At 35.7% G+C, this 12,948-nt stretch carries 12 protein-coding genes; 6 read left to right on the top strand and 6 right to left on the bottom strand.

The features are described 5' to 3' along the window. Positions 1-7: 7 nt before the first annotated feature. The 3 genes from groES to FLB_RS13470 all read left to right on the top strand — a co-directional run bounded on the left by groES (position 8) and on the right by FLB_RS13470 (position 4,720). A complete protein-coding gene (gene groES / locus FLB_RS13480; RefSeq protein WP_064716470.1) occupies positions 8-283 on the top strand; it encodes a co-chaperone GroES in 276 nt (91 codons plus the stop codon). Between the two features lie 122 nt (positions 284-405). Further along, positions 406-2,037: a chaperonin GroEL gene (gene groL, locus FLB_RS13475; protein ID WP_064716469.1), complete on the top strand. Its 1,632-nt coding sequence runs from the start codon at positions 406-408 to the stop codon at positions 2,035-2,037. A 256-nt stretch (positions 2,038-2,293) separates the two neighbouring features. Continuing rightward, positions 2,294-4,720 (top strand): hypothetical protein, encoded by a 2,427-nt coding sequence (locus tag FLB_RS13470; RefSeq protein ID WP_064716468.1) that lies wholly within the window; start codon positions 2,294-2,296, stop codon positions 4,718-4,720. A gap of 177 nt (positions 4,721-4,897) precedes the next feature. On the opposite strand, the gene FLB_RS13465 is transcribed toward FLB_RS13470, so the two are convergent. The 6 genes from FLB_RS13465 to xrtF form a co-directional block, all read right to left on the bottom strand. Next, positions 4,898-5,569, bottom strand: coding sequence for a DedA family protein (locus tag FLB_RS13465; RefSeq protein ID WP_064716467.1), 672 nt, complete (start codon positions 5,567-5,569; stop codon positions 4,898-4,900). Positions 5,570-5,707: 138 nt separating this feature from the next. Then, entirely contained in the window at positions 5,708-6,052 is a 345-nt protein-coding gene (locus FLB_RS13460; RefSeq protein ID WP_064716466.1) for a heavy-metal-associated domain-containing protein, read from the bottom strand. Positions 6,053-6,072: 20 nt separating this feature from the next. Beyond that, positions 6,073-8,082 carry a TonB-dependent receptor plug domain-containing protein gene (locus tag FLB_RS13455; protein ID WP_064716465.1) on the bottom strand — a complete coding sequence of 670 codons (2,010 nt, stop codon included), beginning with the start codon at positions 8,080-8,082 and terminating at the stop codon, positions 6,073-6,075. Between the two features lie 228 nt (positions 8,083-8,310). After that, positions 8,311-8,718, bottom strand: a complete 408-nt coding sequence (locus FLB_RS13445) for an HYC_CC_PP family protein (protein ID WP_064716463.1) — start codon at positions 8,716-8,718, stop codon at positions 8,311-8,313. Between the two features lie 45 nt (positions 8,719-8,763). Then, complete coding sequence (locus FLB_RS13440) at positions 8,764-9,210, bottom strand: exosortase F system-associated membrane protein (protein WP_064716462.1); 447 nt, start codon at positions 9,208-9,210, stop codon at positions 8,764-8,766. After that, on the bottom strand, positions 9,185-9,733 hold the full coding sequence (gene xrtF / locus FLB_RS13435) for an exosortase family protein XrtF (protein ID WP_064716498.1): 549 nt from the start codon (positions 9,731-9,733) through the stop codon (positions 9,185-9,187). Before xrtF ends, FLB_RS13440 begins: the two co-directional genes overlap by 26 nt. Positions 9,734-9,806: 73 nt before the next feature. Here xrtF and FLB_RS13430 point away from each other — a divergent pair, with 73 nt between their 5' ends. The 3 genes from FLB_RS13430 (at position 9,807) to FLB_RS13420 (ending at position 12,936) form a co-directional block, all read left to right on the top strand. Further along, positions 9,807-10,262, top strand: coding sequence for a GAF domain-containing protein (locus tag FLB_RS13430; RefSeq protein WP_064716461.1), 456 nt, complete (start codon positions 9,807-9,809; stop codon positions 10,260-10,262). A 105-nt stretch (positions 10,263-10,367) separates the two neighbouring features. Then, positions 10,368-10,637 carry a 30S ribosomal protein S15 gene (gene rpsO / locus FLB_RS13425; protein WP_064716460.1) on the top strand — a complete coding sequence of 90 codons (270 nt, stop codon included), beginning with the start codon at positions 10,368-10,370 and terminating at the stop codon, positions 10,635-10,637. Between the two features lie 163 nt (positions 10,638-10,800). Beyond that, entirely contained in the window at positions 10,801-12,936 is a 2,136-nt protein-coding gene (locus FLB_RS13420; RefSeq protein ID WP_064716459.1) for a polyribonucleotide nucleotidyltransferase, read from the top strand. Positions 12,937-12,948: the final 12 nt, after the last annotated feature.

Below are 12,948 nucleotides of genomic sequence, written 5' to 3'. Positions count from 1 at the left end.
AAAAACCATGGCATTAAACATTAAACCCCTATCGGATAGAGTTCTTATCGAACCTGTTGCCGCTGAAACAAAAACAGCTTCAGGGATTTTTATTCCTGATACCGCAAAAGAAAAACCTCAAAAAGGAACTGTAATTGCTGTAGGTAACGGAAGTAAAGACCACGCAATGACAGTAAAAGTAGGTGATACCGTCCTTTACGGTAAATATGCGGGTACAGAATTAAAATTAGAAGGAACCGATTATTTGATTATGCGCGAGGATGACATTCTTGCAATAATCTAAAATCCCCTCCCGACCTCCCCAAAGGGGAGGAGATTAGAATAAATAAAAAAATTCACTAACACACACCCATCTCGAATCCCTCCCTTTTGGGGAGGGGTGGGGTGGGGAAAAATTTAAAAAAAATGGCAAAAGATATTAAATTTGATATTGAAGCACGTGACGGTTTAAAACGTGGGGTAGACGCATTAGCTAATGCAGTAAAAGTAACACTTGGCCCAAAAGGACGTAATGTTATTATTGGAAAAGCTTTTGGAGGACCAAATGTAACGAAAGACGGTGTAACGGTAGCCAAAGAAATCGAATTGAAAGACCCATTAGAAAATATGGGAGCTCAAATGGTAAAAGAAGTAGCTTCAAAAACCAACGACTTAGCGGGTGATGGAACTACAACTGCAACTGTTTTAGCGCAAGCCATCGTGAAAGAAGGTTTAAAAAACGTTGCCGCTGGAGCCAATCCAATGGATTTAAAAAGAGGAATCGATAAAGCTGTTGAAGCTATCGTTGCCGACTTAGCCAAACAAGCTAAAGTCGTAGGAAGTGATTCTGAAAAAATCAAACAAATTGCTTCTATTTCTGCCAACAATGACGAAGTAATTGGTGAATTAATCGCTACTGCTTTCGCAAAAGTTGGAAAAGAAGGTGTAATCACTGTTGAGGAAGCCAAAGGAACCGAAACCTTTGTAGATGTAGTTGAAGGAATGCAATTCGATAGAGGCTATTTATCTCCTTACTTCGTAACGAATCCAGAGAAAATGGAAGCTGAATTAGAGAATCCATTCATCCTTTTATACGACAAAAAAGTTTCTTCATTAAAAGAATTATTGCCTGTTTTAGAACCAGTAGCCCAATCAGGAAAACCATTATTAATTATTGCAGAAGATGTTGATGGCGAAGCTTTATCAACATTGGTAGTAAACAAATTACGTGGTGCCTTGAAAATTGCTGCTGTAAAAGCCCCTGGTTTTGGTGATAGAAGAAAAGCTATGCTAGAAGATATCGCAATCTTAACAGGAGGAACTGTAATCTCTGAAGAAAGAGGCTATACACTAGAAAACACTACTATCGATATGTTAGGAACTGCTAACAGAGTAACTATCGACAAAGACAATACTACTATTGTAAATGGTGCTGGAGATACGGAATTGATCAAAAACCGTGTGAACCAAATCAAAGGTCAAATGGAAACTACGACTTCTGATTACGATAAAGAAAAATTACAAGAGCGTTTGGCTAAACTAGCTGGCGGTGTTGCTGTTCTTTATGTAGGTGCTGCTTCTGAAGTAGAAATGAAAGAGAAAAAAGACAGAGTTGACGATGCTTTACACGCTACTCGTGCCGCAGTAGAAGAAGGTATTGTTGCTGGTGGTGGTGTAGCTTTACTAAGAGCAAAAACTGTTCTAAGCACATTAAAAGCAGACAACGCTGACGAAGCAACTGGTATTCAAATCGTATCTCGTGCGGTAGAAGCTCCTTTGAGGACTATTGTAGAAAACGCTGGTCTAGAAGGTTCTGTTGTAGTAGCCAAAGTAGCCGAAGCAACTGGAGATTTTGGCTACAATGCCAAAACCGATGAGTATACAGATATGCTAAAAGCAGGTATTATCGATCCTAAAAAAGTAACTCGTGTAGCTTTAGAAAACGCAGCTTCTGTTTCAGGAATGATCTTAACTACAGAATGTGCTTTGATCGATATTAAAGAAGAAAATGCCGGAGGCGGAATGCCAATGGGAGGCGGAATGCCAGGAATGATGTAATTTCAAGTACGAAGTACGAAATTCAAAATAAAAAAAATCCGAAGTTTCAAAGCTTCGGATTTTTTTTATATAATTCTTGTTAATATTTTAAAAAATATTTTTCTATAAAAATCCTAGCAAACAATGAGATATATCTAATTTTAAACTATAAATACAACTAAAAACCAAGCACATAACAGAAGAACCTGTAATAAAGAATAAAAAATTGGCATATACTTTGATACTTGTAAAACCTACAACCTAAAAGCCAAAATTTATGAAAAATTACTCTACAATTATCACACTCATCTGCATTCTGGTTTTTCAAAATTCTCGATCCCAATCCAATACTTCTTCATCAATTGATAAAGAATATATTAAAAAATCTCTTGAGAATTATTTTAGCTTAGATAGAGAAAACATCCACCTACATCTAAACAAAAATGAATTCTTAACCTCAGAAAAAATCTGGTTTAAAGGCTATATCGCCAATAGAAAACAAACTAATGCAACCATAAAAACAACAAACATACAGGTAGCTTTACTGAATGAAAAAGGAGAAAAAATACAACATTTTCTTTTTTTAGCTAATAACAATAGCTTTTCAGGAAATATTAATTTGAAAGAGAAATACCCTACTGGAAAATACTACCTCCAAGTATATACAAATTGGATGAATAATTTTACCGAAGATGAATCTTCAACCTACCCTATTACTATTACCAACATTGATGAAAAAAATACGATTATAGCTGCTACTAATTCAAATAACGTCAATACTAGCATTTTTCCGGAAGGAGGAACACTAGTCGCGAACACAAAAAACTCCATTGGTATAAATATAAGTAATGGCAATGGAAAAGCAATACCCAATACTCAAGCCTGGCTAATCAGTTCCAAAAAAGAAAAACTAATGCTGCTTTCCTTAAATGAAGATGGAAATGGTCGTTTTGATTTTGTTCCTACAACAGAAGATTATTTCATTTTAGTAGAGAGTGGAAACAAAGTCGTTGAAAAACAGCTACCAAAAGCCAGTACTAGTGGAATAGCACTCACCGTGAATAACTATTTTTATGATAAAAAAACTATTGTGTCAGCCATGACCAATAGTGAAACTATCGAAAAAATTCAAAACAAAGCACTCTATTTAGTCATTCATAAAGACGACAAATCGCACATTCTTGATCTCAAATTATCCGAAAGCAAAATCGAGGACACTTTTGAAATTCCTAACAATATATTATTTAATGGCGTAAACTATTTTCGAATTATTGACGGTACTGGAAAACAATATGCAGAAAGAATGGTCTACAATAACTTGCAGACGATAACGAATACTTTTGATTTTAAGGAGATTACTCAAGATAAAAGCACAACAACCTTAGGGGCCAAAACAACACAAAATAGTTATAACTTAAGTGTGGCGGTTCAACCAGAATATAATAGCCCTGAGGTTCCTGCAAGAAGTATAATCGGCGACTTGTTACTAAACCCATATTTAACAACACCTATGACATTCGAAACGCAATCCATTTCTAATCAAGCTACGCTCAAGGAGAAACACAGCCTTGATTTAGTTTTGCTAAATCAAAACAAGCACAAATACGAATGGAAAAACATAGTAGCAAATCCTCCTAAAAAAATGCATGCCAATGAAAATGGATTAACTATTATTGGGAATATAAATGAGTCATTAAAAAATTACGAAGATTACAAAGTACGCATCTATTCCATTAATAATCTCTTAATGGAATTCGCTGACATCAATAAAAATGGTCACTTTGAATTCAATAATTTATTTTTACCAGATTCGATTCCGGTGCATTTCACTTTTTACAAAAAAAAGAATCTTGAAGAAGTAAATTTAAAATACACCACCAAAACCAAAACAGAAACTAGTCCATTCCGCCATAGCTTTGTACCAAATCAAAATGATACTCCTTTTATAATAATTGCTAACAGCTTATCGCCGCTAATCACAGAAAAAAGAACAGTAAAATTAAAAGAAGTGGTTGCCCAAAAAAGCAGTTTAAAGCACCAATATGAATTAGGTGGATTAACTTATAATAACAACATGAAAGCATATAAAGTAAAACCTTCCGATTTAGGACGTACTGTTCTTTCCTATTTGCAATCAAATGGTTTTATAACGAGTAACTCAATACCAGTAGAAATTTCATCAAATAGGCAAGGAAGAAATTCAGTAGACAATATGCTAATACAACTAATCCCAACAGAAAGCCCCTCAAGCATGCCCTCAGGATCCGTTTTAACAAATAACACTAGAGTTTACTTGGACAACCTTCTATTAACGGACTTAGACAGGCTATTTAACTTTTTTATGGAAGACCTCGATGAAATTTATATCGATAGAAGACCTAATATTATTGAAGGAAGCCTTGGTGTAATCAAACTGTATTCAAAAGTCCCTCAAGATAATAGAAAAAGTATAAACTCAGTGATCATTGCCAATGGATACAACCACTCAAGAGCATTTACTCCCGAAGATACTTTAGTTATTGATGACATGAACTATAAAAATCTTAATTGCATCTTCTGGCAAGATTATATAGAAAGTAGCGCTAATGGAATAGTAAACTTTGACATTCCGAAAACAGCATCCAAAAAAGTGAGACTTATTATTGAGGGAATAAGTAATGATGGGCAGTTAATCTCAACATCCCAGATTGTAAACTTAAATTAAATGTATTGGGCTAGTTATAAATTGCATTAATGCAACTATCTATAACAATAGTAAGAACATCTAGGTCAAAAAAGCCTTGATATACAAACAAAAAATCCGAAGTTTCAAAGCTTCGGATTTTTTGTTTGTATAAAACTACTCAAGGACTAATCACTCTTCACTAATGACTAATCACACCTATTCAGGTCTCTTTTTCAACATTTTCATAAAAACTGGAAAAGTAGAAACCAAAATAATTCCAATTACAATATATTCAATGTGTTTTTTCAAGTCGATACCGTATTCAAGAAAAATACCATACAAATAATGACCCGCAAAAATCAACAAAAATGCCCACAAAAAAGAGCTTAGAATATTAAAGAACATAAACTTCTTTTTATCCATAGAAACAATACCTGCAACTATTGGAGCAAACGTTCTGAAAATTGGCAAAAATCTGGCATAAATAATGGCTTTCCCACCATACTTTTCGAAGAAATCTTTCGATTGCAATAAATACTTTTTCTTGAACCAAAACGTATCTTCTTTCTTGAACAAGTAATACCCACTTTTAGCGCCAAACCAATAGCCCACCATATTACCCAAAACCCCTGCAATTGCAACCATAATAGACAAAAAGGTTACATTGATAAAATCGCTTTCAACAACAAATAAATTTTCGACTAAATCACGACTATAAATTCCCGAAAGAAAAAGGAGACTGTCACCTGGAAGAAAAAAACCTGCAAAAAGTCCTGTTTCGGCAAATACAATAAACAAAACTACATACAACCCTATTTGAACGCCACCAATACTTAATGTGATATAAAACTCAGGATTTAACAATTGGGTCCATTCAAAATTATTCATATTCGGCTTTAAATTTGGATTTATAAAGGGGTGAAATTAGGGATTTTTTAACAAAGGCACAAAATAAACCCTTATTTTAAAGTTTTATTAACGGTTTAAAAAAACACCCAAAACAAAAGTCTTGGGTGTTCTAAAAAATTATTCTTTTCTCTCATACAAACAACACATATGCAATTTATCATAATCTTCTTTGGTTGCCTTAACCTCATCGGTATCATGGCCCACTTTGGCGATAGCCTTTTTTACAGCCAATGGAGAACATTTTTCTTCATTTAATATTAAGGTCAATTGATGACTATCTATATCCCAAACAGCTGATTTTACACCTTCTACGGCTAAAGCCGCTTTTTGAATACGTTTTTGACACAGCCCACAATTCCCGTTTACCTCGGTTACATATTTAGCATTTTTGTTCTTTTTTTCTTGTGCTTGAGCAACAAAACCTACTAAAGCAACTAATACAACTAAAACTATTTTTTTCATGATTTCTATTTATTTAAAGTTTATTTTATTTTAAAACGTAGCCCTGCATAATACATTTGCCCAAAAATTGGCGCATATACAATTGAGGCATCAAAAGTAGGTCCAAATGGAGTTTCCGCTCCAAGTATGGCTTTGCTTTGCTTGTAATTACCAATGTTTTCTCCTCCCACATATATTTCAAAAGTAGAAGAAAACACATGTGTTACTTGAGCATTAATCAAGTTATAAGAAGGCGAAAACTCAGGCAAACGATCTTGAGCAGGATTCGAGGCTGTTACAGGCAATTGTTGTTTGCCTAACCAGTTATAAGTCGCATCAAAACGCCATTGGCTTCCAGATTCACTTCGTCCTGTTTCGTATTCTAAATTCCCAAAAAAACGATGCTTCGCTTGCAAAGGTCTTTGATAAACACCAGACAAATAGTGCGTTTGAATGTCATAATACTTATAAGCAGAACGCAAACTAAAACGATTCGCTAGTTCATAATTGAATTCGATTTGCAAACTCGTCGCATAAGATTTCCCTTTTAGATTATAAAACAAAACTTGTTGTGGCGATTGCATAACATCAACAACCGCTTGATTTTGAAAATCGGTTCTGTAAAGATCAAATCCTGTATCACCGTTGCGTCCAAACAATTGAAATTTTTGATTAAAACTCAAACCATAATTCCAAGCAATTTCTGGATTCAAACCATAGATTTTTCCATCGGTATCCAAAATAGAAAAGGTTCTAGAGCTAGCAAACAACGATTGATTTTCGGCAAAAATATTCGCAGCACGTTTTCCTCTTCCTGCCGAAAAACGAAGCACCGATTTTTCCCAAGGATTATAACGAAGATGCAAACGAGGCGTTACAAAAGTTCCCAATCGATTGTGATTATCGACCCTTCCGCCTAAAACCAAACTAAAATTATCATCGTTATCATACGTATATTCAAAAAAAGCACCTACCGAATTATCTACTCTTCCATAATCTGTCAGCCCCACAAACTCATTGTAATTATCGTACGCAAAGTTGATTCCAGTTGCAAACTTATGTTTGGTATTGTTAATGATAGAGTTGAAAATCAAATTCGAATAAAAACTACTTTGCTTAATATCGTACCCATTCAAACCATAATACGAATTTTGATTGTGTAACGTAAAAGCATTTTGAAAACCAATGCTTTGAAACGGCATATCTTTGAAGACATACCCCACTTTCGTTGCCAAATCCAATCGCTGTGTATTGATTTCAGAACCCCAGCGATTAGTGGTACCACGGTCTGTATCGGGATCAAAATCAACCTCCCCAGCTTGTTTTTTATCATTCATATACCTGAAATTGATAAAACTCACAAGACCTTTTTCGGCATCATAATATTGGTAGCGATTCATCACATTGATTTGCTTTGCCAACGGATTATCCAAAAAACCATCGTTGTTCTGGTCCATCTTAGACACACGAGTGTTACCGTGTACAAACAAACTACTACTCCACTTTTGAGACAATTGCGTGTTAAAATGCGTATTCAACTCAAATCGAGAATCGGTAGAACCGTAGGCATTCAAAAAGAAAGGAATATCGTTGATAGGCTTGATCAATTCGGTGTTTATTTGACCCGAAATGCTCTCATAACCATTCACCACACTTCCCGCGCCTTTGGTAATTTGAATACTTTCGACCCAAGTTCCCGGAGTAAACGACAGTCCATAGGCTTGTGAGGCACCACGAACAGAAGGTACATTTTCCTCAGTAATCATCAAGTACGGACTCGTCAAACCTAACATTTTGATTTGCTTCGTGCCCGTCAAAACATCCGAAAAATTCACATCAATCGATGGATTGGTCTCGAAACTTTCGGCCAAATTACAACAAGCTGCTTTAAGCAACTCTTTGCTGGTTACCAAGGTAGTGTTAGTGGTAACCGTGAAGGATTTTTGCAATCCTTTTCGCTTTTTGGTCACCTTTACTTCTTCTAGATTTTCTTGTGAAAAAACTGGAAAAGCAAGTAAAATGGTGGCTAAAAGCACTATTTTTTTCTGCATTGTTTACTCTGATTTATGCAGTCGTTTCAGCTTATTTTGGGCGTAACCCCATTTAGTCAAGGGGGCAACAAAACCAACGTGCTATTCGCCCCCTTGCCTAAATGCGGTCGGGCTATACGCGCTACTTCGGTAGCCAGCTGCTATCCCTTACGCAAACCTGCACATAAGGACAAAAGTGCTCAAACGACAACTGTTTATAAAATTTTCAAAAAATTAAATAAACAAAAATCAAGCGTAGAAAATGTATTGATGGTATAATTGGTAGAGCGGAGGCGCATTGATAGCGACATAAAAATCGTTGACTACCGCTTTTTGAAAATGAGGTGTTGTTGTAAAAACTGGAACTTGTTGCACAGGCACTAAGAAAGGAGCCGAAATGTCAAACAGTACAATTTTCACGATAGCATTATCCGCCTTTTTCTCAAAATGCACCACTTTATCTTTACAGCAAGAATCTTTTTCGACAACTGCTGTTTTCTCACAACAACCATCAGGCTCTGTCAAAGATAAAAGTTCAGAATGCAAACTTATCGCAGCAATAGAGTCGCCACAATAATGCACATTAAAAGCCATTCCTATATTGGAAACCAATAATAGGAGTGCCAAAAATAAACTAGTGCTCTTCTTTACATTCATGATACAAAACTAATTCTTTTCCCTTTCTAAATTACTAATAAAATGTTATTTATTACTTTTCATTTTTTGATAATAAAACCCAGGAATAAACAGCAAGATAAAAATAGGTTGAATCAAAAACCTACGCACATAAAAAACAAGCAAATAATTTTGATTCTGAAAAGAAAGGAGACAAAACAAGGCCACGATTAGCAAAACAAAAAAAACTACAAATAGCACACCCGAAAACTGAACCATATCTAGGTCTTTAAAAAGAACATATAACAAAGCCAAGGATAACAGAGAATTCAATCCATATCTAAAAAGCAAGCCAAAAAACAATCGAAACGGTTCATACTTTGGTAAGGGCAAATTCGTATACTCGCTTTTAAAAAAAGCCAAAAAAGGATCATAAAACAATTGCGTTTCAAATTCGCGAATGAGTGCCAAAAGAAAAACTACCAGCAACCCAAGAACGATTTTCCTTTTATTTTGAAGTAGATTTTTTAGCATAAGTAGAAAAATAGTTAACCCAAATAAACCAAAGAATAAAAACAACCCCATAAATAAACAGAGGAAAAATCACGCCATGTAAAAGGTGCTCATAAGCCGGAAAATGATACAAAAGAACACTCAGTATAGCAATTCTAATCACGTTGAGTAAATAAATCAACACACTACCTCCAATCAAAAACAACAAAGTCGTTTTAAAACTTCCTGCAAAAGCAATCACGAAAGAAACAAAAAGAATCACAACACTTATCGCATTGCATCCTTCTATTATTCTTGCCACTTCTTTTTGATGCATCAAAATACTGATTTTGGTATTTTGCTGGTACACCACAGCCGAATTAGAATCAAATACTTGCAAGACTTTTTCAACGTGACTAGCCACAAGACGTGTGATGCCATCCAATTGATTATTTTCATATCCAGACAAATACCACTGGTATAAAAAAGTAAGCAAGATAAACGCAACCAAAAAAGTGCCAATGAATTTCAAAAAAGGCTTGTAAAGCGTCCAATAGTTTTTCAAAATTGTTTTTTTTTCAAATTTATGCAATTTATAAGACTCGCATTAAATACTTTTGTGTAAAAACAATTATAAAATGACATTTCAAGAATTACAACCAAAGGTAATTGCCATTACAAAAAACGATACTTCCACAAGAGACGAAAAATTACTAAGCATTTGTAAACTGTTGAACGAATCGGTTGACTACTACAATTGGGTGGGATTTTACTTTGCCAACCACGAGACCAAAACCTTACACTTAGGGCCTTATGTAGGAGCCGAAACAGATCACACGGTTATTCCTTTCGGAAAAGGAATTTGCGGACAAGTAGCCGAATCGAATGCGAACTTTGTAGTTCCTGATGTGGCCGCACAAGACAACTATATTGCGTGCAGCTTTACCGTAAAATCAGAAATTGTGGTGCCGCTATTTGTAAACGGCGTAAATATTGGTCAAATCGATATTGATAGCCACGTCATCGACCCTTTCACTGAAGCCGACGAACGCTTTTTGGAGTTTGTGAATGAGGAAATTGCGAAGTTGTTTTAAGGAATTCATCAATTTATAACTCATAATTCATATTTTTTTTCTACTTTTGCACCCGTCTTGCAATAGCTGTGAGTCATACATAAAAATCATTTAAATAATATTAGCATGTATTTAACTAAAGAAGTAAAAGCGGAAATTTTCGCGAAACACGGAGGAAAAGCAGAAAATACTGGATCTGCAGAAGGACAAATTGCTTTATTCACACACAGAATTAGCCACCTAACTGAGCACTTGAAAAAAAATCGTCACGATTACAACACTGAGCGTTCTTTGGTACTATTAGTAGGTAAAAGAAGAGCTTTGTTGGATTACTTGAAGAAAAAAGAAATCAACAGATACCGTGAGATTATCAAAGTATTGAATATTAGAAAATAATCAATATAAAAAAGAGGTGCGAGAGTGCCTCTTTTTGTTTTTACATTACGCGCATTTTACAAGAAAAAAAGTTTGGTTTTTCATTGGGTTTTAGAAACAACAACTACACACAACAACTACAACACAACTAAAACCCATTTAATAACCATTAAGGAAAAAATTTATGATTCCACAATTATTTGTAGAAAGTATCGATTTAGGTGATGGCAGAAGCATCACAATCGAAACAGGACGTTTAGCCAAACAAGCGGATGGTTCTGTAGTAGTAAGAATGGGCGACACGATGATCCTTGCCACAGCAGTGTCAGCACGTAGCGCCAACCCAGCAGTAGACTTTTTACCTTTGACGGTAGATTATCGTGAAAAATTTGCAGCAGCTGGTCGTTTTCCTGGAGGTTTCTTCAAAAGAGAAGCACGTCCTAGCGATAGCGAAGTATTAACCATGAGATTAGTAGACCGTGTTTTACGTCCGCTTTTCCCAGACGATTATCATGCTGAAACACAAGTTATGATTCAATTAATGTCTCATGACGAAGAAGTTATGCCAGATGCTTTAGCTGGTTTAGCTGCATCAGCTGCCTTAGCGGTTTCAGACATTCCATTTTACAACTTAATTTCAGAAGTACGTGTAGCACGTATCGACGGAAAATTTGTAATCAACCCAAGCAGAGAAGACTTAGCGAAATCTGACATCGACATGATGATTGGTGCTTCTATGGACTCTGTAGCCATGGTTGAAGGTGAAATGAAAGAAATTTCAGAAGCAGAAATGGTAGAAGCTATCAAATTTGCACACGAAGCGATTAAAGTTCAAATTGAAGCACAATATCGTTTACAAGCGGCTTTTGGTAAAAAAGAAACTCGTACTTACGAAGGAGAAAAAGAAAACGAAGAAATTTATAAAAAAGTAAAAGCTGCCGCTTACGATAAAATTTATGCTATCGCAAAAGTAGGTTCTGCTAAACACGAAAGAAGCGCTGCATTTGCTGAAGTAAAAGAAGAAGTAAAAGCTTTATTTACTGAAGAAGAATTAGCTGCTGACGGTGATTTAGTTTCAAAATATTTCTACAAAACCAACAAAGAAGCCGTTCGTAATGTTGTATTAGAATTAGGTGTTCGTTTAGATGGTAGAAAAACCACTGACATCCGACCAATTTGGTGCGAAACAAATTATTTACCAAGAGTTCACGGTTCTTCTTTATTTACTCGTGGAGAAACACAAGCTTTGGCTACCGTGACTTTAGGAACATCTAGAGAAGCGAACCAAATCGATTCTCCATCAGAACAAGGAGAAGAGAAATTCTATTTACACTACAACTTCCCTCCTTTCTCCACTGGTGAAGCAAAACCACTAAGAGGCACTTCAAGAAGAGAAGTAGGCCACGGAAACTTAGCACAACGTGCGTTAAAAAACATGATTCCTGCTGATTGTCCTTACACTATACGTGTGGTTTCTGAAGTATTAGAATCAAATGGTTCTTCTTCTATGGCAACCGTGTGCGCTGGTACAATGGCTTTGATGGATGCTGGCGTTCAAATGGTAAAACCAGTTTCTGGAATTGCTATGGGATTGATTACTGACGGTGAGAAATTTGCGGTATTGTCTGATATTTTAGGTGACGAAGATCACTTAGGAGATATGGACTTTAAAGTAACTGGAACTGCTGACGGAATCACAGCTTGCCAAATGGATATTAAAATAGAAGGTTTACGTTACGATATTATGGAGCAAGCCTTGGCGCAAGCACGTGATGGACGTTTGCATATTTTAGGCAAATTGACTGAAACTATCGCTGCCCCTAGAGCTGACGTTAAAGCACACGCTCCAAAAATCATTACTAGAACCATTCCTGGAAACTATATTGGCGCCTTGATTGGACCTGGTGGAAAAGTAATTCAAGAATTACAAAAAGCTACAGGAACCACCATTGTAATCAACGAAGTAGACGAGCAAGGAGTTATCGAAATTTTAGGAACGGATCCTGCTGGAATCGAGGCAGTATTAGCAAAAATTGCTTCTATTACCTTCAAACCACAAATGGGAGAAGCGTATGAAGTTAAAGTAATCAAAATGCTTGACTTTGGCGCTGTGGTAGAATATACCGCTGCTCCAGGAAACGAAGTGTTACTACACGTTTCTGAATTAGCTTGGGAAAGAACAGAAAACGTTGCCGATGTTGTAAAAATGGGAGATGTTTTCCAAGTAAAATACTTAGGTTTAGACCCAAAAACTCGCAAAGAAAAGGTATCCAAAAAAGCATTAGTACCTAGACCTCCACGCGAAGAGAAAAAAGAATAGCAATTCTCAAAT

It is taken from the genome of Flavobacterium succinicans, assembly GCF_001662485.1.
GTDB classification, from domain to species: Bacteria; Bacteroidota; Bacteroidia; order Flavobacteriales; family Flavobacteriaceae; genus Flavobacterium; species Flavobacterium succinicans_A.
The sequence above is the reverse complement of the archived record's forward strand: the minus strand, read 5'-3'. Positions and strand labels throughout refer to the sequence as shown.

Coding starts and splice junctions, on each gene's coding strand:
- FLB_RS13445 (WP_064716463.1), bottom strand. CDS start 8,718: ATGAATGTAAAGAAGAGCACTAGTTTATTTTTGGCACTCCTATTATTG.
- FLB_RS13470 (WP_064716468.1), top strand. CDS start 2,294: ATGAAAAATTACTCTACAATTATCACACTCATCTGCATTCTGGTTTTT.
- FLB_RS13430 (WP_064716461.1), top strand. CDS start 9,807: ATGACATTTCAAGAATTACAACCAAAGGTAATTGCCATTACAAAAAAC.
- FLB_RS13440 (WP_064716462.1), bottom strand. CDS start 9,210: ATGCTAAAAAATCTACTTCAAAATAAAAGGAAAATCGTTCTTGGGTTG.
- FLB_RS13420 (WP_064716459.1), top strand. CDS start 10,801: ATGATTCCACAATTATTTGTAGAAAGTATCGATTTAGGTGATGGCAGA.
- FLB_RS13465 (WP_064716467.1), bottom strand. CDS start 5,569: ATGAATAATTTTGAATGGACCCAATTGTTAAATCCTGAGTTTTATATC.
- FLB_RS13460 (WP_064716466.1), bottom strand. CDS start 6,052: ATGAAAAAAATAGTTTTAGTTGTATTAGTTGCTTTAGTAGGTTTTGTT.
- FLB_RS13455 (WP_064716465.1), bottom strand. CDS start 8,082: ATGCAGAAAAAAATAGTGCTTTTAGCCACCATTTTACTTGCTTTTCCA.
- rpsO (WP_064716460.1), top strand. CDS start 10,368: ATGTATTTAACTAAAGAAGTAAAAGCGGAAATTTTCGCGAAACACGGA.
- groES (WP_064716470.1), top strand. CDS start 8: ATGGCATTAAACATTAAACCCCTATCGGATAGAGTTCTTATCGAACCT.
- groL (WP_064716469.1), top strand. CDS start 406: ATGGCAAAAGATATTAAATTTGATATTGAAGCACGTGACGGTTTAAAA.